Origin of the sequence: Sandaracinobacteroides saxicola (assembly GCF_014117445.1) — a bacterium.
GTDB classification, from domain to species: domain Bacteria; phylum Pseudomonadota; class Alphaproteobacteria; order Sphingomonadales; family Sphingomonadaceae; genus Sandaracinobacteroides_A; species Sandaracinobacteroides_A saxicola.
On the sequence record NZ_CP059851.1, the window covers coordinates 2139670 to 2162786 of the forward strand.

Here is a 23117-nt window from a genome sequence, read left to right on the forward strand (position 1 = left end):
ATATTTCAGTACTGACACTTATTGCGCGTCTTGAAACCGTCTCCAACATGCCCGATATTGGCGCGGAAAGCCGGAATCATCCGGCCCATGGAGACGAACAATGGTGAATCAGGTTGATCCGCGGTGGAACCCGGCGCTGTCGCGCTCCGGCACGGACACCGCCACCTATGACGCGGGCCTGCGCAGCTACATGCTGTCGGTCTACAATTACATGCTGTCGGGTGTGCTGCTCACCGGGATGGTCGCACTCGGCATGGCCTATACCGGCGCCGTCAATGCGCTGTTCAATCCGGAAGGCGGCGCCAGCCTGCTCGGCTGGGTGGCAATGCTGTCGCCGCTCGCCTTCGTGTTCCTGTTCAGCTTCAAAATCCAGTCGATGGGCACCTCGACGGCGAAGGGCATGTTCTACATCTTCGCCGTGTTGATGGGCGTGTCGCTCAGCACCATTTTCCTGCGCTACACCGGCACTTCGATCGCCACGACCTTCTTCGCCACGGCGGCCTCCTTCGCCGGTCTCAGCCTCTATGGCTACACCACGAAGCGCGACCTGTCCGGCATGGGCACCTTCCTGATCATGGGTGTCGTCGGCCTGCTGGTGGCGATGCTGCTGAACATCTTCATCCAGTCGAGCGCGCTCGCCATGGTGATCAGCTTTGTCGGCGTGCTGATCTTCGCCGGCCTGACCGCCTATGACACGCAGAAGATCAAGAACATGTATGACTATGTCGCGGGTACCGACATGATGGGCAAGACCGCCATCATGGGCGCGCTGACCCTCTACCTCGACTTCATCAACATGTTCACCTTCCTGCTGAGCATCCTCGGCAATAGGGAGTAAGCGGCTGCGGCCTGGAGGCGGGTTGCCACGCAACCCGCCGAAGGTGCTCAGACTCTCGTCTCCCCGGACGGCGAACGAAAAGGGCGGGCATCGTTCCCGCCCTATTTCGATTCGTCCGACGGCGCGGCTTGGCCGCGCCCCTTTTCTTTTCGCTCCTGCGAAATCAGCCTTGCCGCCACCATGACAATGTCTTACAATTCCGTCCATGGCAGCCCGAACCATCACCGTCTCGCTCGGCGACATGGCCGAACGCGCCGCCGCCCGCGTCCGCTCCGGCGACTATGCCTCCACCAGCGAAGTCATCCGCGCCGGCCTGCGTGCGCTGGATCGAGAGGAGGAGGCGCTCACCCACATCTGGCGCGAGAAGATCGCCGAATCGCTCGCTGACCCGCGCCCGCCAGTCCCGATCGAAGAGGTGCGACGCCGGGTGAATGCGCAAATCGCCGCGCTGCGGGCGGCACAGGTGGCGTGACATTCCGGATCCTTTACGCAGAAACGGCAACGAACGATCTCGCCGCGATCATTGCTTACATTGCCGCCCGGTCTGATCCCGATACCGCCTATAGATACGCCGAAAGGATTGACCGTCGAACGGCTATCCTGACCAGCTTTCCGCATACCGGTAACCCTCGCGAGGACCTTGGCCCGGGCATCCGTACGATCGCATTCGAACGGCGCGCGACAATTGCCTATCGGATCGATGGCGACAGCATCATCGTTGTTCGCATCCTTTACGCTGGCCGCGCGTGGGACAATCCCTAAGCCCGGACCCCCCTTCCCTTTCCCCGTCCCCTCCGGCAAAACCACGCCACAACAACCGGGGACGCGACCATGACCGACATCTACAGCCACGCCGCCAAGACGCTGGACGGCAAGGACGTGAGCCTCGCCGACTATCGCGGCCAGGTGCTGCTGATCGTCAACACCGCCTCCAAATGCGGCTTCACCCCGCAATACACCGGCCTCGAAGCGCTCTATAAACGCTACGCCGACCGCGGCTTCGCCATCCTGGGCTTCCCCTGCAACCAGTTCGGCGCCCAGGAACCGGGTGACGCCGCGGAGATCGCCAATTTCTGCTCGCTCACCTACCCCGTCACCTTCCCGATGTTCGCCAAGATCGAGGTCAACGGCCCCAACGCACACCCGCTCTACAAGCAGCTGAAGTCGGATGCCCCCGGCCTCCTTGGCAGCACCGGCATCAAATGGAATTTCACCAAGTTCCTGGTGAACCGCGCCGGCCAGGTCGTCGACCGCTTCGCCCCCACCACCAAGCCCGAAGACCTCGCCTCCAAGGTCGAGGCGCTGCTCTGAAACCGCTGCTCATCGCCGTCGACGGTCCCGCGGCCTCAGGCAAGGGCACCATCGCCCGCGCGCTCGCCCGCCACTTCGGCCTGCCGCACATGGACACCGGCGCGCTCTACCGTGCCGTCGGCCTGTCCGCGCTCGACCGCGCCACATCCCTCGATGATGGCCCCGCGCTGGCCGCCCTCGCCGCCGCGCTCGATCTGTCGCTGCTCGAAGACCCCCGCCTGCGCCACGCCGCCACCGCCGACGCGGCCAGCCGCATCTCGGCACTCCCGGCCGTCCGCGGCGCGCTCCTCGCGCTGCAGCGATCCTTCGCCGCGCAGCCCGGCGGCGCCGTGCTCGATGGCCGCGACATCGGCACCGTCATCGCCCCGCACGCACCGGCCAAGCTGTTCGTCACTGCCAGCCCCCAGGTGCGCGCCGCGCGCCGCCACGCCGAACTCCCCGGCAGCGACCTCGACGCCGTCCTCGCCGACATCCTCGCCCGCGACGCGCGCGATTCCGGCCGCGCCGACGCCCCGCTCAAACAGGCGCCAGACGCCGACTTGCTCGACACCAGCGAAATGACTATAGACGGCGCCGTGCAGCGCGCGATTCACCTGGTTCAATCACGCACCGCATAGCAGCCGCAACCGCGCAGCAGACGGGAATGCCCCGGCTGGCTGCGCGTTTGGCTGTTCACATCAACCCGCAAGACCGCCGGACACAACCGGCCGGCCTGCAACGACAAGACAAGGATTTTCATGGCCACCGCTGCAATGCCCACCCGCGATGATTTCGCCGCCCTCCTCGACCAGTCGCTCGGCGAAAGCCAGAGCTTCGAAGGAAAAGTCGTCAAGGGGCGCGTCGTCGCCATCGAGAACGATCTCGTCGTCATCGATGTCGGGCTGAAGAGCGAAGGCCGCATCTCGATCCGCGAATTCACCCCCCCGGGCCAGCCGCCCGAAGTCGCCGTCGGCGACGAGGTCGATGTCTATGTCGACCGCGTCGAGAACGCCCATGGCGAAGCGATGCTGTCGCGTGACCGCGCCCGCCGCGAAGCCGCTTGGGATCGCCTGGAAAAACAGTTCGAAGCCGGCGAGCGCATCGACGGTATCATCTTCGGCCGGGTCAAGGGCGGCTTCACCGTCGATCTCGGCGGCGCCGTCGCCTTCCTGCCCGGCAGCCAAGTCGACATCCGCCCGGTGCGCGACGTCGGCCCCCTGATGGGCATGTCGCAGCCCTTCCAGCTCTTGAAGATGGACCGCAAGCGCGGCAACATCGTCGTCAGCCGCCGCTCCATCCTCGAGGAATCGCGCGCCGAGGCCCGCACCGGCCTCATCCAGTCGCTCGCCGAAGGGCAGATCATCGACGGCACCGTCAAGAACATCACGGATTACGGCGCCTTCGTCGACCTGGGCGGCATCGACGGCCTGCTGCATGTCACCGACATCAGCTACAAGCGTGTCGGCCACCCGAGCGAAGTCATCGCCATCGGCGATGTGGTCAAGGTGCAGATCGTCCGCATCAACCGCGACACCCAGCGCATCAGCCTGGGCATGAAGCAGCTGGAAACCGATCCCTGGGAAGGCGCCGAAGCCAAATATCCGGTCGGCGGCAAGTTCAGCGGCCGCGTCACCAACATCACCGAATATGGCGCTTTCATCGAGCTCGAGCCGGGCATCGAGGGTCTCGTCCACGTCAGCGAAATGTCGTGGGTCAAGAAGAACGTCCACCCCGGCAAGATCGTCTCGACCAGCCAGGAAGTCGATGTCGTCATCCTCGAGGTCGATGGCGAGAAGCGGCGCATCTCGCTCGGCCTGAAGCAGGCGCAGCGCAATCCCTGGGAAGCCTTCGCGGAAAACCACCCCGTCGGCAGCACGGTCGAGGGCGAGGTCAAGAACTCCACCGAATTCGGCCTGTTCATCGGTCTCGACGGCGACGTCGATGGCATGGTCCACATGTCGGACATCGCCTGGGGTGTCACCGGCGAAGCCGCGCTGGCGCTGCACCGCAAGGGTGAAGTCGTCCAGGCGCAGGTGCTCGAAGTCGATGTCGAGCGCGAACGCATCTCGCTCGGTATCAAGCAGGTGTCGCAGGCCGGCGCCTCCACCGCGCCTGCCGGCGGCGGCGATTTCCGCAAGAACGAGATCGTCACCGCGACCGTCATGGAAAACCGCGACGGCGGCATCGAGGTGCAGATCGGCGAGGATGGCCCGACCGCCTTCATCAAGCGCGGCGACCTCAGCCGCGACCGCGACGAGCAGCGCCCGGAACGCTTCCAAGTCGGCCAGAAGGTCGATGCCATGGTGATCGGTTTCGAACGCGGCAAGAAGCCGATGCTGTCGATCAAGGCGATGCAGATCGCCGAGGAGAAGCAGCAGGTCGCGCAATATGGCTCGTCCGACTCGGGCGCTTCGCTCGGCGACATCCTGGGCGCCGCGCTCAACAAGGCACGCGAAAGCAACTGATGGCGCGCTGCCGAAAGGCAGCCGCCTTGAAAATGGCGCGGCCGGTGCATCATTGCGCACCGCCGCGCCTTTGTTTTGCACTGCTCACCGCCGCATTCGCTTGACCAAAGCCTCTTCGCAGCGGCATATTTCCCACTTATACAAAGCTGTTGACGGAAACGACGCGGTCTGGGGGGCCAAAGGCATGATCCGCTCTGAACTGGTGCAGAAGGTCGCTGACGCCAACCCGCATCTGGGACTGAAAGACGCCGAACGAATCGTCGCCACCATCCTCGATTCGATCAGTGACACGCTGGCCAGCGGCGGTCGCGTCGAGCTGCGTGGCTTCGGCGCCTTTTCCACCCGCGCGCGCGATGCCCGCACCGGCCGCAACCCGCGCACCGGCGTCGCCGTCAGGGTGGACGCCAAGCGTGTGCCCCACTTCAAGCCCGGCAAGGAATTGCGCGAGAAGCTCAACCTCGGCTGACAGCGCCCGCGGATGTGGCGGAACCGGTAGACGCAGCGGACTTAAAATCCGCTTCTGGCTTCAGAGTGCGGGTTCGAGTCCCGCCATCCGCACCATTTTCGTTGATCAGGCAGCGCCCAGAGAAGGACAGCGCCGGCGCGCAGGCGTGCTTGCGACCTTCGGGATTCTTCATGAGCCGGGCTGCGCCCGGAGAAGGCGGCGCACCCGCGCCGGCGCGCAGTCGCGCTTGCGGCCTTCGGCCGGTCAGGTGCGATAACCAATATCACGGTTGCGACATCCCCTATCCCGCCCGCGCCTTCGTCGAGGCGCCGATCTGCAAGTCGCACACCAGCAGCCGCGTCTCCCGCGCCCGCGTCGGGTTCGCCAGCTTGCGCACGATGGTCTCGATCGCGGCATCGGCCAGCTGCGGCAGCGGCTGCCGCATCGTCGTCAGCCGGTACCGGTCCCAGGTGCCCGCCGGTACCCCGTCAAATCCCGCCACCGACAGGTCATCCGGCACATGCAGCCCGCGGCTCGATGCCTCGTCGATCGCCCCGATCGCCATCACGTCGCTCACACAAACCAGCGCCGTCACCTTCGCCTTGCCCGACAGCAGCGCCGACGCCCCCGCACGCCCGGATTCATAGCCGAAATCGCCGATCGCCACCGGCACCGCCCGCCGCTCGATCCCCGCCTCCGCCAGGGCATCATAAACCCCCTGCGCCCGGTCCAGCGCCAGCGAAGACCGTTGTGGGCCTTCTACCATGGCGAAATCCCGGTGCCCCAGCGCCAGCAGATGCTCCCCCAGCACGCGGCCCGCCGCGCGATGGTCGCAGCTCACCAGGTTCGCCGCATAATCCGCCCGCGCCCGATTATACAGCACCAGCTCGACCCCCTGCGATTCCAGGATCCGCGCATCCGCCGCCGGCACCTCCGTCAACGACAGCACGCCATCCACCTGATAGGACAGGATCTGATCGACCACGTCGGAGACCTGCAAGGGATCATCCACCGTGAACAGCATCACCCGCATCCGGTGCGCGTCGGCAGCATGCGACAGCGCGGACAGCACCTCGGGAAAATGCGAATTGGTGTTGGTCGTCATCAGAATGGCGATCACGTTGGACCGGCGCGTCAATAGCGCCTGCGCCATCGCGTTCGGCCGGTATCCCAGCTCCCGCGCCGCGGCCAGCACCCGCTGCCGCACATGCGCCGATACGCTGCCATCGCGGAACGTCCGCGACACCGCCGACTCGGACACGCCGGCAATCGCCGCCACGTCCGCCGCGCGCGTCCGTTTCGGCTCTTCCGGCACCACCCGCGCCCGCCGCCGTCCCCGTTCCACCATCGCCGCACTCCCGCCAGGCCCCAGCATCGATTATCGCATGGATGAAACCGGTTGCAAGAACAACATCGCTTGCATTCCCCTTTTTGCACTGGCAGCCTTGCAGAAATTGCAAGAGGCCCCCGTGTCCACCGTCACCGTCCATCGTCAGGCTGCAAGCATCGCCGCACCCCACGCGCGAGTCTCGACGCCCGACGATCTCGACGCGCTCTACGCGCTTGCCTGTTCCGGCGGCAGCGGCCTCACCAACCTGCCGCCGGACCGCGGGGCACTGGCGATGAAACTCGCTGCCAGCGCCCGCGCGCTCACCGATCCCGCCGCGCGAGAGGCCGGCGCCGCCATCCTGCTCATCATCGAACAGGCGGGCGAGATCGCCGGCACCTCCTGCATCTTCCCCCGGGTGGGCGCCGAATGGCCTTTCTACAGCTATCGCCTCACCCGCCAGGCCAATCGCTCGCGCGCCGTCAACCGCCTGAAGGCGCAAACCCTGCTCAACCTCGCCAATGATTTCGATGGCGAGGCGGAAGTCGGCGGCCTGTTCATCAACCCCGCCTTCCGCGGCGCCGCCCTGGGCGCGCTCGCCGCCCGCGCCCGCTACCTCTTCATTGCCCAGCACCGCGCCTGGTTCCGCCGCCGCGTCATCGCGGAGCTGCGCGGCTATCAGGACGCCGACGGTCGCTCCCCCGTCTGGGATGCCATCGGCCGGCATTTCTATGACATGGAGTTTCACGAAGCCGACCGCACCGGCGCCGTGCAGGGCAACCAGTTCATCGCCGACCTCGGCCCGCGCTACCCCCTCTATGTCTCGCTGCTGCCACCCGCCGCCCAGGCTGCCCTCGGCCGGCCGCACGACGATGGCCGCCCGGCGCTCGAGATGCTGCTGGCCGAGGGCTTCGCCGACGGCGACTATGTCGACATCTTCGACGGCGGCCCTACCCTCCACGCCGATATCGACCAACTCCGCACCGTCCGCGATGCCCGCGCGCTGACCGTCGCCGCGATCCTCGCCGGCGGCACGCCGCACCTCGTCGCCACCGGCACCGGCGCCAGCTTCCGCGTCGCGCGCGGCGCGGTCACCCCCGCCACCACGGCCGATGCCGCCATCGATCCCGCGCTCGCCGACACCCTCGCCCTCGCCCCTGGCGACCCGATCCTCGCCGTCCCCGCCTAGAGGCCCCGATGCTGCCCTTCACCCTTCCCGAACGCCCCCCCGTCACCCGCATCCGCCACCGCGCGCGTCGGCACGACACGCCCGCCGACGCACGCACGCAACCGATGGCAGGCTTCGAACCCCAGTTCACCGACATCGTCGATTACATCGTCCGCATCACCGACGAGATCTGGATGGACCGCGCCATCGGCCGCATCTACGACACCTATGATGCCAGCTGCGTCATCTTCTCCCACTATGGCGTCACCCGCTCGGTCGAGGAGGTGATCGCCGGCACCGTCACCACCCTCAACGCCTTCCCGGACGGCGAGATCCACCACCTCAACGTCGCCTGGAGCGGCGATGAAAGCAGCGGCTTCTACACCTCGCACCTTGGCCACAGCCGCTCGACCAACCTCGGCCGCAGCGGCTGGGGGCCGGCCACCGGCCGCCGCGCCTCGATCCGCTTCGCCGCGGACTGCATCAGCCGCGACAACCGCATCCACACCGAATGGCTGGTGCGGGACAATGGCGCCCAGGTGCGCCAGCTCGGCCTCGATCCGCACGATTGCGCCCGCCGCGTCGCCGCCAGCCCCGGCTTCGAAACCGTCCTGCTGGCCCCTGAAACCCGCCTCGAGGGCCAGGCCCCGCGCGGCGCCCTCACGCTCGATCCAACTACGCCCGACGGCTGGGCACGCCACCTGTTCCACAATCTATGGAACCTGCGCCGGCTGGACTGGCTGCCCAACCATTATGCCCCGGACGCCACCGTCCACGCCGGCGGCGGCCGCGTCGCCAGCGGCCTTCGCGCCATCGGCCAGCTGCTCATCCACATCCTCGCCGCCATGCCGGACGCCATCATGCGCGTGCAGCACGTCTGCCATTCGGAGGAGACCGACGGGGTCATCGTCGCGGTCCGCTGGGTACTCGAAGGCAGCAGCAAGGCTGGCGGCGTGCTCGGCGACTGTCCGGAGGGCAAACCCGTCTTCATGCTCGGCGTCAGCCACCTGCGCCTCGATGCCAGCGGCAAAATCGCGGAGGAATGGATGATCTTCGACGAGATCGGCACCCTTGCCCAGGCCTGGTGCGCATGACCGCCTGGAACGCCCACCCCCAGATACTGTCGCCGGTCGGGCGCCCGCTCGCCGACATCCTCGAACCCGGCCCCCGCCGCCAGGACCTGCCCGGCTTCGAACCCGTCTATCGCGATTTCGTCGACTATATCATGCGCTGCACCCACCGCATCTGGGAAGAAAAGAACATCGGCCTCTGCCGCAGCCATTATGGCGACGACTGCACGATGCACACGCTCGCCGGGCCCGCCGTCGGCGCCGACGCCGTCACCCAGGGCACCATCGCCGCCCTTGCCATGTCATCGGACCGGCAGGTGATCGGCGAGGATGTGATCTGGAGCGAGGACGCCGACGGCCGCCTCTACAGCAGCCACCGCATCACCAGCCAGATGACGCATATGGGCGACGACGCGATGCTCGGGCCGGCCACGCTGCGCGGCACCGGCGTCACCACCATCGCCGACTGCGCCTGCCGCGAAAACCGCATCGTCGAGGAATGGCTGGTGCGCGACAACTGGCGTGCCGTCGCCCAGGTCGGTGGCGACCCCTGGGCACTGGCGCAGGCCCAGGCCACCGCCGACCGCGAGGGCGATACGCGCCGCCACGCCTGGCGCGCGCAATCCATCGCCGCCATCCGCGCCGGCGGCGACTGTCCCATCCCCACCGACCACCCCGCCGCGATCCCGGCCGCGCTGCTGGCCGATGCCTTCCGCCACGACCTCTATGGCGACGCCGCCGCCCGGCTTTCCCCCTCCGCCGAGATCCGCTGGCCCTCCAACCGCCACGGCTTCGGTCGCGGCTACTGGATCGGTTGCGCCACGCAACTTCGTGGCCTGCTGCACGCCGCCGCCTTCCAGCTCCAGCATATCGCCGCCCGCCCGCTCCCCGCCGGCGACATCGCGGTCGCGCTGCGCTGGGCACTCACGGGCCACCACCGCAGCCCCGGCCTCTGGGGCCCCGCCACCAACCGCGAGATCCTGATCCTCGCCGTCTCCCACTACCGGCTGCGCGCATCATCGATCCTCGAGGACATCACCGTGTTCGACGAACTCGCCATCCTCCGCCAGATCGCCGGGGGCTTGGGCGCATGACCGCCGGCGATACGCTGCGCGCGCTCGCCGCCGGCACCGCGGCGCCCGTCCTCCCCGCCTGCCGCCTGGAAAGCGGCAACACCGACCATTTCGGCGCCGAGGCCATCGCCGACGCCTTCCGCCGCGCCCCCCTCACCGACCTGGCCGTGGCGCTCGAGGCCCCCGGCCATCTCGCCCTGTTCGGTGAAACGCAGGCGCTGTTCGCCGACCTGCACGGCGCGCACATCGCCCGCCTGTGGCGCATCGGCCAGCCCGATCCGGGCGCAGGCGAACCCGCCGTCAGCGTCGCCTTCGATACCGACCTGCACCAGGCCCGCGCCGACCTGTTCATCGCCGCCACCGACCATCCGGCGCTCGATCCCGCGGCGCTCCCCCGCCTGCGCAGCCTCGCCCTCGCCCTGCTCGCCGGCAGCCCCGGCTTCCGCACCCGCGCCTTCGCCGTCCGCGCCTTCGGCACCGCCGGGCAGGGCGCCGCCCTGCTCGCGCTCCACGCCCTCGCCGCCAACCCCGTCCGCGCCCCCAGCTTGACCATGGCCGCGCTGCGCTGGGACGGCGAAGACAGCCAGACCCTGTGCGATCCACTCATACCGCGCGATCTCCGCATCCGGATCGTCGCATGACAGCCCTCAGCAAGCGGCTGAAAATCTCCTATGCCCTCGGCAGCACCGCGGAAGCCATCGCCATCACCGCCACCACCAGCTTCCTGCTGCTGTTCTACAACCAGGTGAAGGGCCTGCCCGCGGCGCATGTCGGCCTGGCGCTCGCCGCCGGCCTCATCGTCAACGCCGTCTTCGATCCGCTGGTCGGCAGCTGGTCGGACCGCACCCGCTCGAAATGGGGCCGCCGCCACCCCTTCCTGTTCGCCTCCATCCTGCCGGCCGCCCTGCTGTTCTGGGCGGTCTTCAACCCGCCGGACATCGGCGAACTCGGCCAGCTCATCTGGCTGGCGCTCGCCAACACCATGCTGCTCCAGGCGATGACCCTCTACCACACACCGCACCTCGCCCTCGGTGGCGAGCTGTCAGAGGACTATCTCGAACGCACCAGCGTCATGGCCTACAACAGCTTCTTCCTGTGGATCGGCGACACGCTCGGCTGGCTGCTCTCCTTCCGCGTCTTCTTCGCCGCCACCGAGCAATTCCCCAACGGCGCGCTCGACCCCAGCCGCTGGCCCACCTTCTCGATCACCATCGCGCTGATGATCCTCGTCATGCTCAGCTACAGCAGCTGGGCCACGCGAAGCCGCATCCCCTTCCTGCCACAGCCCGCCGCCGACACGCCGCGCTTCGGGCTTCGCGAACTCTTCCGCGACATCGGCCGCGCGCTCTCCAACCGCAACTATGTCGTGCTCCTCGTCGGCCTCTTCTTCCTGTCGATGATGGTCGGCGTCCGCTCCGGCCTGTGGCTCTACGGCGCGACCTACTTTTGGCGCCTCACCAACGACCAGATCAGCTGGTTCGCGCTCGGCAGTTTCGCCGGCTACCTGTTCGCCGCCTTCGCCGTCAAACCGCTGCACGCCCGGCTGGACAAGCGCTGGACCGGCGCCGGCGCCCTCTTGCTCTACGCCATCGGCCCGGCCATCCCGCTGGCGCTCGGCTGGCTGGGTATCCTCAGCGCCGACACGCCCGGCCTGCTGCCCATCCTCATCGGCTTCTCCATCCTGCAACACGCCCCCTACAGCCTGATGACCACCACGCTATATTCCGCGCTCGCCGACATTGCCGACGAGAATGAGCTGAAACATGGCCTGCGCCAGGAAGGCGTGCTCTACGCCACCCGCACCTTTTTCGCCCGCGTCGACCAGGCGCTCGGTACCGCGCTCGCCGGCTTCGTCCTCACCCTCATCGCCTTCCCGGAAAAGGCCACCCCCGGCCAGGTGCCCGAACCCGTGCTGATGGGCCTCGCCGCCGCCTTCGTCCTCTCCACCATCCCCGGCCTCGTCGCCGGCATCTTCTACGCCATGCTCCGCGTCACCCGCGGCAGCTACACCGCCACCCGCGCCGCCCTCGACGCCAGAGCGCTTTCCACAAAAGGGGAAGCTGGTTCGGTGGAAAGCGCGACAGTTCAAAAAGCACCCGGAACCCCCGCATGAACGCCATTGCCCTCCCCGTCCGCCACGCAACCAACAAGGCGATGCTCGCATCCCTGCTGGCCGAGCTTGCCCAAGGCGACATCCCCGCCGCCCTGGCCCGCCACTGCCACCCGGACTGCATCTTCGACATCTTCCATCCCTTCAACCGCATCGAAGGGATCCACGCCGCCGCCGAACGCTTCTGGCAACCGCTGCGCACCGCCTTCCCCAACGCCGAACAGCGCCTCGCCTTCGTCATCGGCGGCACCTACGAGGGCCGCGAACAGGTCAGCAGCTGGGGCCATCTGATGGCCACCTTCGACGCCCCCTGGCTCGGCATTCCGCCCACCCACGGGCTGATCGCGCTCCGCTTCGGCGTCAACGCCCTGGTCCGCGACGGCCGCATCGCCAAGGCCTATGTCCTGCTCGACATCGTCGACCTGATGGCCCAGGCCGGCCTCTACCCCTTCCGCCGCATGCCCGGCAGCCCGGCGCAATGGGCCTTCCCCCCCTGCGACACCGGCGCCACCGCGCTCGGCGCGGATCCGGAACAGGGCGCCACCACGCTCGCCATCGTGCGCGAAATGCAGATGGGCCTGCCGAAACCCGCCGAATTCGCCACGCTGGAAACCAGCCCCAGCCGCCACAGCCACCACTGGCACCCGGACATGAACTGGTACGGCCCCGCCGGCATCGGCTCGATGCGCGGCCAGCGCGGCTTCCGCGATTTCCACGGCGCCCTTTTCCTTCAGGCCTTCCCCGACCGCAGCGGCCGCCCGCGCGACCCGAACGGGCCGGAGGATGGCCCCGGCCATTACACGCAGCTGGGGGATGGCCGCTACGCCGTCACCGGCGGCTGGCCGTCGCTTGTCGCCACGCATCTGGGCGGCGAATGGCTCGGGCTGCCGCCCACCGGCCGCCGCATCGAAATGCGCGTCGCGGACTGGTATCGGCTCGATGCCGACAACCGCATCATCGACAATTGGGTGATGATGGACATCCCGCACATCGTCCACCAGATGGGCCTCGACCTCTTCCACGACCTCGGCTTCATCACCAACCCGGCGCAACCGCGCTGGCCCCGCTGAGGCGTATTTGCAACATCCGACCGCATCCAGCGCCCCGATCCGAAATAAATCAATGCAACCGGTTTCATCGATATTGACTGCGGATGCACCTGCATGATGCACTGATGCCGAACCAACAAAGGGGGGCCATCATGGCAACTGCACGCACCGCTTTCCGTCTCGCACTCATCTCCTCGACGATGCTGGCGGCCCTCGCCTCCCCCGCCCTGGCGCAAACCGTTGCCGCCCCGGCCACCGCCGCTGCCGCCGAGGATGTCGGCGACGACATCGTTGTCACCGCGCAGCGCCGCGCCGAGCGCGTGCAGGACATCCCGCTCTCCGTCTCCGCCATCTCGGGCGACGCGCTGAAGAACGCCGCCGTCACCGATGTCGAACGCATCGAGCAGCTGGTCCCCGGCGTCCGCTTCGGCCGCTCCGGTGCCGCGCTCCGCCCCGCCATCCGCGGCACCTACACCGAAAATGTCGCCGTCAACGGCGACCCGCGCATCGGCATCTATGTCGACGACATCTACCAGTCGCGCACCCAGCAGATCCCGCCCATCGTCGACCTCGATCGTGTCGAGGTGCAGAAAGGCCCGCAGGGCACGCTCTACGGCCGCAACAGCTTCGGCGGCAACATCGCCTTCAACTCGGCGCTGCCCAAAAACGAATTCGCCGCCGGCATCGACGCGCTCTACGGGCGCTACAACCACATCCGCGGCGAGGCCTTCGTCAACCTGCCGATCTCGGACGGCGTCGCGCTGCGCATCGCCGGCATGGGCGAGCAGTCCGACGGCTACATCAGGAACCGCAACCCCAACGGCAACGACGCCGGCGACAATGACCAGGCCTTCGTCCGCGGCACGCTCCGCATCGCGCCCAGCAACATCGAGGGTCTCGAGGTGCTGCTGCGCGGCTCCTACCTGTGGCAGGGCGGCAACGGCATCTACGGCTTCGGCTACAAGGAAGTCGGCGTCCTCGTCGACCGCGACCTGATCCGCCAGCCCGGCGGCTCGATCACCCGCAACGGCGTCACCTACAATTTTCCCAACGGCTTCAACGGCCAGAGCTGGACCGGCACCCCGCTCAACGTCGATTCCCGCTACCGCGACGGCATCCCCGACGTGAACGGCGTCGATGTCGGCATCCCGGTCGATGCCGACCCCTATGTCATCGATTTCGCCGGCAAGACCTTCCGCCGCACGCGTCAGCACCAGTGGGGCGGCACCATCAGCTACGACGTCGGCGCGGTGAAACTCCGTTCCATCACCAGCTACACCGATTTCAACAACTTGGTCACCGGCAACAGCCTGACCCCGGTGCAGCTCAACTTCTCCTATATCCGGACCCGCGCCAAGACCTTCACCCAGGAAGTGCAGCTGCTCTCCAGCGACACCACCAGCCCCTTCCAGTACATCGTCGGCGGCTATTATTATAACGACAACATCACCGAACATAATGTCACCAACGTCAACCGCGCCTACAACACGGTCGGCGCGCCGGCCGGCCAGAAGCTCTACAACTGGGGCTTCACCGCGCTGCCGACGCTGGCGAACGGCACCACCGTCGGCAACATCGACCAGACCTTCGCCTACGACAGCCTCACCGCCTACCAGCAGAAGATCAAGTCGCTCGCCGCCTATGGCCAGCTCTCCTACACCTTCGCCGAGAAGCTGACGGTCACCGGCGGCATCCGCTACACCAGCGACCGCAAGACCCAGCTCAGCAGCCGCTTCAACACCTTCCCCGGCTCGTCGCCGCTCTATTATGCCCACAGCATCGACGATCCCATCAATTATACCTGCGGTGGGCTGATCGCCGCCAACAGCGCCTCCAACGCGCCCGCCTCGGCCATCGCCTCCGCCTACAACTTCGTCTGCAACAACCTCACGCAGGATTTCGTCACCTGGCGCGCCGCCGTGGACTACAAGTTCAGCCGCGACCACATGATCTACGCCAGCGTCTCCACCGGCGCCCACTCCGGCGGCTTCAACACCGGCGTCGTCAACATCGGCGGCGTCAACACGCTGCTCGCCTTCGCGCCGGAATATGTGACCGCCTATGAAATCGGCACGAAGAACACGCTGCTCGACGGCAAGCTGACCCTCAACGCCGCCGCCTTCCTCAACAATTTCCGGGACCTGCAGGCGCAGACCTCGATTCCCAACCCGGCCAACCCGGCCGCCGTTCTGGCTCTCGTCCAGAACATCGGCAAGGACCGCGCCTATGGTGTCGACCTGGAAATGGTCGCCCGCCCCACCCCCAACCTCACCTTCAACCTCGCGTTCAACTGGCTGCACGCGCGCGAGATCGAATATGCCGTCAACACCTTCAACTTCGGCGGCATCGCCTCCTTCTGCTCCACCACCGTCACGCCGGACTGCAACCTTTCAACCGGCGAGCAGAATACGGTGCAGGGCACACCCTTCCCCAACGTCCGCACCGATCCCAACCGCTTCGTGCCGGTCGTCGCGCCCGATGGCAGCCAGGTGACGGTCGGCGGCGTGCCGCAATGGCGCTACGTCATCGCCGGCAAGGGCCGCGACGGCACCGTGTACCAATCGCGCAAGGCGTTCCAGCCGGACTATACCGTCCAGGTCGGCATCGCCTACCGCATCGACATGGGCGATGCCGGCAGCCTCACCCCCGAAGTCCAGACCTATTTCAGTAGCGACTATATCCTCACCGACCTGACGCCCGACTTCGGCAACCAGAAGGCCTTCACCCGCACCGACCTCCGCCTCACCTGGCGCAGCGCGGACGAGCGCTTCCGCATCCAGGCCTTCGTCAACAATATCGAGGATACGGCGGTCATCACCCGCGCGGTCTATGCCAGCAACCGCACGCTCCAGGCGAGCTTCGCGATCCCCCGCACCTACGGCGTGCAGGCGGGGTTTAAGTTCTAGGCGCAGCGCCGCTGTGCCGTCGCCAAAGGCGTAAGGCACAGACAGGCGCAAGCCCGGCCGGCGGGCAGGCCGACGCGAGAGCGGCGGCTTTGCCGTCGCCCGCGTCGGTCTGACCCGTCCGACGACTCGCGCCCTAAGCCCCCGTCTTCATCTTCGCCTGAATCGCCTTAAACCACGCCGGAAGCTCGGGATCCGGCGCCCGCGGCACCGGCTGGCCTTCCGGCACCGGCGCCGGCTTCTGCTGCCGCGCATACCATTCCAGGCTGGACAGGCTCGGCTCCTCCCAGGTCTCCGGCGCCTTCAGATAGAGCGGGTCATTCTTCGCCACATAATCCAGCGTGCGCCGGTCGATCTGGTTGATGTCGTCGAAACTGCCCATCACCGTATTGTACATGGCATGCCCTGGCGTCGGCCCCATCAGCATCCACGGCAGCCACGGCGTCACCCGGTGCCAGCTGCCCTGATACTCCACGCTGGTGCGGCGCTTGTCCTGCATGTCGGCCCAGTTGATGACATAGTTGAACATCTCCGTCACCTGCGCGAACGGCGACGCGCTCTCGCGCGGCCATTTCGACGGCTGCAACGCGCTCGGATAGAAAAGGTTGATGTGGCTCTCCAGGCTCAGCAGCCCGCGCCGTTTCGTCCAGTGCAGCTGGAACGGCCGGCGCGGCGGCTTGAACGTGTTGAGGCCGCCATAGTTCGGCGGATCGGGGAAGAAATCGGTGATCGTGTGGTTGAACGGATCATTCTTGATCGGCACCACCTTCACCGTCTCGTTCAGATAGGGGTTCTTCCACTCGGTGATGATCTCGCCGCTCGCCAGGTCGGTGTAATAGCCGATCTCCCGCAACACCTTGCGGTATCCGCCGTCGGGGCCGGGGTTCGGCAGCAGCCGCGCGGTGCTCAGCATGGTGAAACCGCACAGGTCCCGGACCGCCTCGCCGGGCCGCACGCCCATCACGATGCCCTGCGCCCAGCCATATTTGGTGCTCTTCATGTCGGTGTTGCCCAACAGCCGCGCCCAGGCCTCGCGGTTCCCCGCCGGCGTGGTCAGGTCCAGGAACGGCCCCTTCAGGCTGGCGGGGTCAGCGAGCGCGCGCGACGTCCGCTGCGCGTTCGCCGCCGTCCCGCCCAGCGCCACCGCCGCCATCAGGCTGCTGCCCATCAGGAAATCCCGCCGATCCATACCCGTCATCCTTCACCAGACCATGGCATGCTGATAGGCCCGGCCCGTTGACGCAAGCGCACGATGCCGCTTATCTGACCGCATGGCGGATAGCGAAACCTCCGAGAGCCCGCGCGAGCATGTCCGCTCGATCGGCCGCGGCCTCGCCGTGCTCCAGGCCATCAACCGCGGCGGCTCGATCAGCATGATGCAGATCTGCCGCGAGGCGCAGGTGCCCTACCCCACCGCCTGCCGCATCGTCGCCACGCTCATCGACGAAGGCATGATCGAACGCGAACCCGCCCGCAAGCGCTACCGCCCCACCGCCCTCGTGAAAACACTCGCCGTCGGTTATCAGGAGGAGGATGACCTGATCCACGCCGCGAGGCCCCACATCGTCGCGCTCTGCCGCGCCGTCGGCTGGCCGATCAGCGTCTGCACCCGCGTCGGCAACAGCATGATGGTGCGGGACAGCACGCACCGCCTCACCAGCCTCACCCTCAACAACTACGCGCCGGGCTACACCCTGCCCCTCACCGAATGCTCCACCGGCAAGGCCTGGCTCGCCCATGCCGACCCGGACGAGCGCGCCCGCGTCCTCGAAGGCCTGAAACGGCTGGACGGACCGGCCGAGCGCATGGCCACCCTCCTCACCCGCGACAGCCGCACGCTGGAGGACATCCGCACCCGCGGCTACGCGACGCAAGCCCGCAACAGCTACACCGCCACCCCCGGCAAGACCAGCAGCCTCGCCGTCCCGCTGTTCCGCCAGCACGCCGGCGGCGGCCAGGAACTGGTCGGTGCCATGGCCCTCATCTTCTTCGCCAGCGCCATGCCCATGGCCCGCGCCGAGGCCCAGTTCATCCCCGACCTCAAACGCACCGCCACCCTGATCGCCGCCGACATGGCAAAGGTCAGCGGCGGCTGATCAATTTCCTTTCGTCGCAGGCGTTGACACACCCGCAGGTGGCGCAGCCGCCGGTGAAGCAGGCGCAGCCGCCGGTATTGCTGTCGGAACAGCCGCGGTCGGCGTGGCCGAAATTGTCACTGGAGCGATAGGGGCACTTTCAACGGCGACGACTGTATCTTCCGCCGTATATCCATTCATCGCAGTCCCTATCGGGAAATCCGCAGACTTTCCTGTCACGAAAGCGGAGAAGACCCCTGCAACAATGGCAACGCCAACGGTTGCAGCCGTTCCGCTTGATCCTTGATCATACGATTTTCCATCGATCCTTACCTTTTGATCTCCAAGCATAACGTATAAAAGCTGAGTGTTCATTTTTCCTGAACGACCAAATGAGCCCTTCTTTATAACATTGGTTACTTCACCAACAGCCCGGGCGCCAGCCGGTATAATCGTTATACCGTTGACCTTCACCGCTTCTTCTACTGTGAGATTGAAACGATCCCCAACTTTCGAGAATTTAGAATTAAGCGGATCAAGCGTTTTCAACCTAATAACTGTACCCTCGCGAAGCATCATCTGCCCAGCAGGCAATTCTTGACGTACAACCGACGCCGTGTATTGCGCCATTGCAGGCGATGTACACGCTAGTGTCAGACCAGCGGTCAGAATTGCAGCTGCACGACTAATAAACATTTTTACTTCCCCCAGTCTATCCCTCCTTCTTTCATACTGTCCATCCGACAGCTGTCAATGTCGATGACACAATGCATGGCTTGATTCCAAGAGTGCATTGCGTCATGGAGAGGTGTCCGGCCATCCCGCAAGGGGTGGCCGTTTTCGTGACCGGAGCACAGCCATGACGCAAGCCACCCCCCTGATGCCGCACGCCACCGCCACCTGGCTCGTCGAGAACACCGCCCTCACCTTCGCCCAGATCGCCGCCTTCTGCGGCATCCACATCCTCGAGGTGCAGGCGATCGCCGACGAAACCGCCGCGACCAAGCTCACCGCGCGCGATCCCATCCGCGCCATGGAACTCACCCAGGCCGAGCTGGACAAGGGCCAGGCCGACCCCAACTACCGCCTGCAACTGCAAAAGGGCCCGGCGCAGATCCGCCGCACCACCGGCCCCCGCTATACGCCGCTGGCGAAACGCCAGGACAAGCCCGACGGCATCGCCTGGATCATCCGCAACCACCCCGAAGTCAGCGACGGCCAGATCGGCAAGCTGATCGGCACCACCAAGCACACCATCGCCGCCATCCGCAGCCGCGAGCATTGGAACATCGCCAACATCACGCCCAAGGACCCCGTCACCCTCGGCCTGTGCAGCCAGCGCGAGCTGGACGCGACCGTGGCGCTCGCCGCCAAGCGCGCCGGCCTGGCCCCCGTCGAGGACACCCGCCTCGGCAGCGACCGCGAAGCCATGCTCGAACAGCTCCGCACGGAGCGCGAGGCGGCCGCGCGCGCCGCTGATGGCATCCTCCGCGGCGAGGAACTGACCGCCGAAACCCTGTTCAAGAGTTGATCCCCGCCGCCCCCCGCACGCCGGACGAGCTGCGCGGCCTCGCCTACCCGCACGGCCGCTTCACGCCCGACAACGGCGGCCTGGCCGAGGTCGCGCCGGGCATCTTCTGGCTGCGCATGCCGCTGCCCTTCAGCCTCGACCACATCAACCTCTGGCTGCTCGATGACGGTGCCAGCTGGGCCGTCGTCGACACCGGCGTCGCCCTCACCGCGCTCAAGGACCATTGGCGCTCTGCCCTCGCAGGCCCGCTCGCCGGCAAGCCCGTCGGCCGCGTCATCGTCACCCATTACCACCCCGATCACCTCGGCCTCGCCGGCTGGCTCTGCCGCAAATATGGCGTGCCGCTGGAAATGGCGCGCGCCGAATATCTGCTCGCCCGCACCCTCACGTCCGATGTCCGTCCCGCCTGGCCGGAGGAAGCGATTGCCTTCTACGCCCGCGCCGGCTGGCCGGACGCCGACGTCGAACCCCTGCGCCAACAGAATTGGGGCAATTTCGGCCGCGCCGTCCACGCGCTCCCCGCCGGCTACACCCGCCTGCGCGAAGGCCAGATCCTCACCATCGGCGGCCGCCAATGGCGCCTCATCATGGGCAGCGGCCACAGCCCCGAACATGCCTGCCTCTACAGCGAATCGGATCGCATCCTGATCGCCGGCGACCAGCTGCTGCCGCGCATCACCTCCAACGTCAGCGTCTATCCCACCGAACCGCTGGCCGACCCGCTCGGCGACTGGCTCGACAGCATCGACCACCTGCGGCAGATCGACGCCGACACGCTGGTGCTGCCCGCCCACAACGAGCCCTTCACCCGCGCCCACACCCGCCTCGACCAGCTCGCCGCCGACCACCACCGCAAGCTCGACGCGCTCGAGAGCTTCTGCACCGAACCCCGCACCGCCCATGCCAGCTTCGAAACCCTGTTCCGCCGCCCCGTCCAGCCCGGCGAATTGCAGATGGCCACCGGCGAAGCGCTCGCCCACCTCCACTGGCTGGAACGCCGCAACCGCCTGCGCCGCTTGCCCGACAAGGCGACGGACCGCTTCATCCGCAGCTGAGAGTCTGTTGGGAAACTGCTCAGGCCGTGGCGAGAACGTTGATTTTCGAGCACCGAAGCGCAGCGACCTTCAGGGTCGTGAGCATCGGAGCGCAGAAAATCGGCGTTCGCAGCCCGGCATGGGCGATTTACCAATCAGGCTCTAACGCTTTTTCACGGTTTTAACCAACAGCGATGGGTTGACGTAACCCGCCCCCACTACCAAATAGACACTCGGACGGGCTGATTTCCCCCTTCACCCCGTCCGATGGGCGCCGCTGGTCCCTCGGATCGGCCGCGCCCCCTCCCTGAACCCTGGCCGCTGCGCCCCGCGCAGCGGCCTTTTTTCATGCCCGGGTCTGGCGACGTGTCGGCCCCTCGCTCACACCGCCTCCCCCGCCGCCACGCCGCTCGCCCACGCCCACTGGAAATTATACCCCCCCAGCCACCCCGTCACATCCACCGCCTCGCCGATCGCGTACAACCCCGGCAGATGCCGCGCTTCCATCGTCTTCTGAGACAATCCCGCCGTCGAAATCCCGCCCGCCGTCACCTCCGCCTTGGCATAGCCTTCCGTCCCGGTCGGCACGAATGCCCACCCCCGCAAGCGCGCCTCCGCCGCGGCCAGCGCGCCATCCGCCACATTCGCCAGCTCCCCCGCCACCCCCAGCCGCTCCACCAGCGCATCCGCCAGCCGCCCCGGCAGCACCTCCCCCAGCACCGTCCGCAAGCCCACCCGCCCGCGGGCCCGCTTCACCCCGCGCAACCAGTCCGCCGGCGCCTCCGGCAGGAAATCCACCGCCACCGCCTCGCCATGCCGCCAATAGGATGACACCTGCAAAATCGCCGGCCCCGAAAGCCCCCGGTGCGTGAATAGCGCCGCTTCGGCAAACGCCGCGCCCCCCGCCCGCGCCACCACCGGGGCCGCCACGCCCGACAGCCCCTGGAACAGCGGATCGGCCAGCGTCAGCGGCACCAGCGCCGGCCGCGGCTGCACCACCTTCAGCCCGAACTGCCGCGCCAGCTCATAGGCGAACCCCGTCGCCCCCATCTTCGGAATGGATGGCCCCCCGGTCGCGATCACCAGCGACGCCGCCTCGCTCTCCCGCCCGCCATGCCGCACCCGGAACCGCCCGTCGGCATGCGTCACCCCGGTCACCGCCTGTCCCAGCGCGATCTCCGCCTCCGCCGCCTCCGCCAGCAGCATCGCCACCACCTGCCGCGCGCTGCCGTCGCAGAACAATTGCCCCAGCGTCTTCTCATGCCAGGCGATGCCATGGCGCTCCACCAGGTCCAGGAAATCCGCCGGCGTATAGCGGCTCATCGCCGAGCGCGCGAAATGCGGGTTCGCCGAGATATAGCGCTCCGGCATCGCCCCCAGATTGGTGAAATTGCACCGCCCCCCGCCCGAGATCAGGATCTTCTTCCCCGGCGCCTCGGCATGGTCCACCACCAGCACCCGCCGGCCGCGCCGGCTCGCCACCCCCGCGCACATCAACCCGGCACCCCCGGCGCCCAGGATGATCGCATCATAAACCGGCTGCATCGACCTTCCCTACCGGCAACAATCGCTCCTGACGACAGCCCCCGTCACCCCAGGCTCGCACCGGGGCCCTTTGAAACTCACAGCGCTTATCGAACCTGCGGGTCCAAGCCCCTCCCCCGCTTGCGGGGGAGGTGTCAGGCGAAGCCTGACGGAGGGGGCCCGCAACGACCCGCCCCCTATTTATCCGTCACGAAACAGGGCCGCCCCGCCGCCGCGAGCCGTGCGCACAGCTCGCGCGCCGGCCCGCGCTCCTCGAACGGCCCGATCTGCAACCGCACCAGCCCGCCGCGCTTCAGATAGACCGGCTTCGCCCCCTCCAGCGCCTCCGCCTGCTGCGCCACCAGTGTCGCCCAGGCATTCCGCGCCACCAATTCGCTGTTATAGGCGCCCAGCTGCACCCGCCACCCCAGCATGTCGGTGGTGCCCCTCGCCTCCTCCGTCCGGCCCGGGCGCGGCGCCGGTTTCGCCGCCTCCGCGGCCGGTTTCGCCTCGGCGCTCTCCGCCTGGTCCTCCGATGCCGGCGCCGTCGCCGCCACCTCCCGCGGCACCGGCATGGCCCGCCCGCCGGCCAGCAGCTCCACCGGCACCGGCTCGCCCGCCGCCAGCGCCGCCGCCGCCGCCTCGCCGCGCGCCCGCTCCGCCGGGCTCAGCATCACCGCCATCCGCGCCGCCTGTCCGTCCGCCTGCGTCAATCCCCCCTGCTGCGCCAGCAGCATATAGGCATAGCCCAGCACGCCGTTGCGCGGCGCGCCATCCCCGTTGAAACTCGCCACCCCCAGCACATAGGCGGCGCGCGTGTCCCCCTTGTCCGCCGCCGTGCGCAGCCAGGTCAGCGCCTCGCCCTTCCGGCCATCCTGATACAGCGTGATCCCCAGGTTGGCGGTCGCCGCCAGATGCCCCTTTTCCGCCGCCCGCCGGTAATAATCTTGCGCCGTGGCCATGCTCTGCGGCACCCCGCGCCCCAGCTTGTAGGCCTGCCCCAGGTTGAACAGCGCGTCCGCGTCACCCCGCGCCGCCGGCGTGATCCACTCCGCCACCGCGCCGGCCCAGTCCTGCGCGCGCCACTTCGCCACGCCCTCGGCCACCGTCGCCATCGCCGGCGCATGCAGCCCCCACGCGACCAACGCCAACAGAACAGCCCGAACCATCCTCATCCTGTATCAGTCAGCGGCTGAACCGGCAGCATCCCGGCCA

The 23117-nt window shown here is 67.5% G+C and carries 22 protein-coding genes and 1 tRNA gene; 18 read left to right on the plus strand and 5 right to left on the minus strand.

Annotated elements, in window-relative coordinates:
• The first annotated feature begins 100 nt into the window (after nucleotides 1-100).
• The 8 genes from H3309_RS10790 (at nucleotide 101) to H3309_RS10825 (ending at nucleotide 5154) form a co-directional block, all read left to right on the plus strand.
• Complete coding sequence (locus H3309_RS10790; RefSeq protein ID WP_182294722.1) at nucleotides 101-838, plus strand: Bax inhibitor-1/YccA family protein; 738 nt, start codon at nucleotides 101-103, stop codon at nucleotides 836-838.
• Between the two features lie 205 nt (nucleotides 839-1043).
• Nucleotides 1044-1310, plus strand: coding sequence for a ribbon-helix-helix domain-containing protein (locus H3309_RS10795; protein ID WP_182294723.1), 267 nt, complete (start codon nucleotides 1044-1046; stop codon nucleotides 1308-1310).
• The gene (locus tag H3309_RS10800; protein WP_207791494.1) at nucleotides 1307-1600 is read left to right on the plus strand and encodes a type II toxin-antitoxin system RelE/ParE family toxin; all 294 of its coding nucleotides are present in this window, start codon (nucleotides 1307-1309) and stop codon (nucleotides 1598-1600) included. Before H3309_RS10795 ends, H3309_RS10800 begins: the two co-directional genes overlap by 4 nt.
• A gap of 69 nt (nucleotides 1601-1669) precedes the next feature.
• On the plus strand, nucleotides 1670-2149 hold the full coding sequence (locus H3309_RS10805) for a glutathione peroxidase (RefSeq protein WP_182294724.1): 480 nt from the start codon (nucleotides 1670-1672) through the stop codon (nucleotides 2147-2149).
• 5 nt (nucleotides 2150-2154) lie between these two features.
• Nucleotides 2155-2766, plus strand: coding sequence for a (d)CMP kinase (gene cmk / locus H3309_RS10810; protein WP_182298679.1), 612 nt, complete (start codon nucleotides 2155-2157; stop codon nucleotides 2764-2766).
• Between the two features lie 120 nt (nucleotides 2767-2886).
• A complete protein-coding gene (gene rpsA / locus H3309_RS10815; RefSeq protein WP_182294725.1) occupies nucleotides 2887-4593 on the plus strand; it encodes a 30S ribosomal protein S1 in 1707 nt (568 codons plus the stop codon).
• Nucleotides 4594-4777: 184 nt separating this feature from the next.
• Nucleotides 4778-5059 (plus strand): integration host factor subunit beta, encoded by a 282-nt coding sequence (locus H3309_RS10820; RefSeq protein WP_182294726.1) that lies wholly within the window; start codon nucleotides 4778-4780, stop codon nucleotides 5057-5059.
• An 8-nt stretch (nucleotides 5060-5067) separates the two neighbouring features.
• Nucleotides 5068-5154: transfer RNA gene (locus tag H3309_RS10825), tRNA-Leu, on the plus strand.
• Nucleotides 5155-5339: 185 nt separating this feature from the next.
• Here H3309_RS10825 and H3309_RS10830 read toward each other — a convergent pair.
• Nucleotides 5340-6413, minus strand: coding sequence for a LacI family DNA-binding transcriptional regulator (locus tag H3309_RS10830; protein WP_182294727.1), 1074 nt, complete (start codon nucleotides 6411-6413; stop codon nucleotides 5340-5342).
• Between the two features lie 79 nt (nucleotides 6414-6492).
• Between H3309_RS10830 and H3309_RS10835 the strand changes: the two genes are divergently transcribed.
• From H3309_RS10835 to H3309_RS10865, 7 genes are all read left to right on the plus strand, one after another.
• A complete protein-coding gene (locus tag H3309_RS10835; protein ID WP_243453697.1) occupies nucleotides 6493-7554 on the plus strand; it encodes an arginine N-succinyltransferase in 1062 nt (353 codons plus the stop codon).
• Nucleotides 7555-7562: 8 nt separating this feature from the next.
• On the plus strand, nucleotides 7563-8627 hold the full coding sequence (locus H3309_RS10840; protein ID WP_182294729.1) for a nuclear transport factor 2 family protein: 1065 nt from the start codon (nucleotides 7563-7565) through the stop codon (nucleotides 8625-8627).
• Nucleotides 8624-9697, plus strand: a complete 1074-nt coding sequence (locus H3309_RS10845; protein ID WP_182294730.1) for a nuclear transport factor 2 family protein — start codon at nucleotides 8624-8626, stop codon at nucleotides 9695-9697. Before H3309_RS10840 ends, H3309_RS10845 begins: the two co-directional genes overlap by 4 nt.
• The gene (locus H3309_RS10850) at nucleotides 9694-10317 is read left to right on the plus strand and encodes a hypothetical protein (protein ID WP_182294731.1); all 624 of its coding nucleotides are present in this window, start codon (nucleotides 9694-9696) and stop codon (nucleotides 10315-10317) included. Before H3309_RS10845 ends, H3309_RS10850 begins: the two co-directional genes overlap by 4 nt.
• Nucleotides 10314-11789 (plus strand): MFS transporter, encoded by a 1476-nt coding sequence (locus H3309_RS10855; protein ID WP_182294732.1) that lies wholly within the window; start codon nucleotides 10314-10316, stop codon nucleotides 11787-11789. The genes H3309_RS10850 and H3309_RS10855 overlap by 4 nt, the downstream gene beginning before the upstream one ends.
• Nucleotides 11786-12856 (plus strand): ester cyclase, encoded by a 1071-nt coding sequence (locus tag H3309_RS10860; protein ID WP_182294733.1) that lies wholly within the window; start codon nucleotides 11786-11788, stop codon nucleotides 12854-12856. The genes H3309_RS10855 and H3309_RS10860 overlap by 4 nt, the downstream gene beginning before the upstream one ends.
• A gap of 131 nt (nucleotides 12857-12987) precedes the next feature.
• Complete coding sequence (locus H3309_RS10865) at nucleotides 12988-15741, plus strand: TonB-dependent receptor (protein ID WP_182294734.1); 2754 nt, start codon at nucleotides 12988-12990, stop codon at nucleotides 15739-15741.
• A 133-nt stretch (nucleotides 15742-15874) separates the two neighbouring features.
• On the opposite strand, the gene H3309_RS10870 is transcribed toward H3309_RS10865, so the two are convergent.
• The gene (locus H3309_RS10870; protein ID WP_182294735.1) at nucleotides 15875-16927 is read right to left on the minus strand and encodes a DUF1838 family protein; all 1053 of its coding nucleotides are present in this window, start codon (nucleotides 16925-16927) and stop codon (nucleotides 15875-15877) included.
• Nucleotides 16928-17009: 82 nt separating this feature from the next.
• Here H3309_RS10870 and H3309_RS10875 point away from each other — a divergent pair, with 82 nt between their 5' ends.
• Nucleotides 17010-17834 carry an IclR family transcriptional regulator domain-containing protein gene (locus H3309_RS10875; protein ID WP_182294736.1) on the plus strand — a complete coding sequence of 275 codons (825 nt, stop codon included), beginning with the start codon at nucleotides 17010-17012 and terminating at the stop codon, nucleotides 17832-17834.
• On the opposite strand, the gene H3309_RS10880 is transcribed toward H3309_RS10875, so the two are convergent.
• Nucleotides 17835-18509: a hypothetical protein gene (locus H3309_RS10880; protein ID WP_182294737.1), complete on the minus strand. Its 675-nt coding sequence runs from the start codon at nucleotides 18507-18509 to the stop codon at nucleotides 17835-17837.
• Nucleotides 18510-18672: 163 nt separating this feature from the next.
• On the opposite strand from H3309_RS10880, the gene H3309_RS10885 reads away from it, so the two are divergent.
• Both H3309_RS10885 and H3309_RS10890 read left to right on the plus strand, forming a co-directional pair.
• Nucleotides 18673-19344 (plus strand): DUF1013 domain-containing protein, encoded by a 672-nt coding sequence (locus H3309_RS10885; protein WP_243453698.1) that lies wholly within the window; start codon nucleotides 18673-18675, stop codon nucleotides 19342-19344.
• Nucleotides 19341-20399: an MBL fold metallo-hydrolase gene (locus H3309_RS10890; protein WP_207791495.1), complete on the plus strand. Its 1059-nt coding sequence runs from the start codon at nucleotides 19341-19343 to the stop codon at nucleotides 20397-20399. The genes H3309_RS10885 and H3309_RS10890 overlap by 4 nt, the downstream gene beginning before the upstream one ends.
• Before the next feature lie 360 nt (nucleotides 20400-20759).
• On the opposite strand, the gene H3309_RS10895 is transcribed toward H3309_RS10890, so the two are convergent.
• Nucleotides 20760-21923, minus strand: coding sequence for a BaiN/RdsA family NAD(P)/FAD-dependent oxidoreductase (locus tag H3309_RS10895; protein WP_182294738.1), 1164 nt, complete (start codon nucleotides 21921-21923; stop codon nucleotides 20760-20762).
• Between the two features lie 176 nt (nucleotides 21924-22099).
• Nucleotides 22100-23071, minus strand: a complete 972-nt coding sequence (locus H3309_RS10900) for an SPOR domain-containing protein (protein ID WP_182294739.1) — start codon at nucleotides 23069-23071, stop codon at nucleotides 22100-22102.
• Between the last annotated feature and the right edge of the window lie 46 nt (nucleotides 23072-23117).

Bases quoted from the DNA above. Each gene is read 5' to 3' on its own strand.
- H3309_RS10790 (WP_182294722.1), top strand. From the start codon at position 101: ATGGTGAATCAGGTTGATCCGCGGTGGAACCCGGCGCTGTCGCGCTCC.
- H3309_RS10795 (WP_182294723.1), top strand. From the start codon at position 1,044: ATGGCAGCCCGAACCATCACCGTCTCGCTCGGCGACATGGCCGAACGC.
- H3309_RS10805 (WP_182294724.1), top strand. From the start codon at position 1,670: ATGACCGACATCTACAGCCACGCCGCCAAGACGCTGGACGGCAAGGAC.
- rpsA (WP_182294725.1), top strand. From the start codon at position 2,887: ATGGCCACCGCTGCAATGCCCACCCGCGATGATTTCGCCGCCCTCCTC.
- H3309_RS10820 (WP_182294726.1), top strand. From the start codon at position 4,778: ATGATCCGCTCTGAACTGGTGCAGAAGGTCGCTGACGCCAACCCGCAT.
- H3309_RS10830 (WP_182294727.1), bottom strand. From the start codon at position 6,413: ATGCTGGGGCCTGGCGGGAGTGCGGCGATGGTGGAACGGGGACGGCGG.
- H3309_RS10840 (WP_182294729.1), top strand. From the start codon at position 7,563: ATGCTGCCCTTCACCCTTCCCGAACGCCCCCCCGTCACCCGCATCCGC.
- H3309_RS10845 (WP_182294730.1), top strand. From the start codon at position 8,624: ATGACCGCCTGGAACGCCCACCCCCAGATACTGTCGCCGGTCGGGCGC.
- H3309_RS10850 (WP_182294731.1), top strand. From the start codon at position 9,694: ATGACCGCCGGCGATACGCTGCGCGCGCTCGCCGCCGGCACCGCGGCG.
- H3309_RS10855 (WP_182294732.1), top strand. From the start codon at position 10,314: ATGACAGCCCTCAGCAAGCGGCTGAAAATCTCCTATGCCCTCGGCAGC.
- H3309_RS10860 (WP_182294733.1), top strand. From the start codon at position 11,786: ATGAACGCCATTGCCCTCCCCGTCCGCCACGCAACCAACAAGGCGATG.
- H3309_RS10865 (WP_182294734.1), top strand. From the start codon at position 12,988: ATGGCAACTGCACGCACCGCTTTCCGTCTCGCACTCATCTCCTCGACG.
- H3309_RS10870 (WP_182294735.1), bottom strand. From the start codon at position 16,927: ATGGATCGGCGGGATTTCCTGATGGGCAGCAGCCTGATGGCGGCGGTG.
- H3309_RS10875 (WP_182294736.1), top strand. From the start codon at position 17,010: ATGGCGGATAGCGAAACCTCCGAGAGCCCGCGCGAGCATGTCCGCTCG.
- H3309_RS10880 (WP_182294737.1), bottom strand. From the start codon at position 18,509: ATGTTTATTAGTCGTGCAGCTGCAATTCTGACCGCTGGTCTGACACTA.
- H3309_RS10885 (WP_243453698.1), top strand. From the start codon at position 18,673: ATGACGCAAGCCACCCCCCTGATGCCGCACGCCACCGCCACCTGGCTC.
- H3309_RS10895 (WP_182294738.1), bottom strand. From the start codon at position 21,923: ATGCAGCCGGTTTATGATGCGATCATCCTGGGCGCCGGGGGTGCCGGG.
- H3309_RS10900 (WP_182294739.1), bottom strand. From the start codon at position 23,071: ATGGTTCGGGCTGTTCTGTTGGCGTTGGTCGCGTGGGGGCTGCATGCG.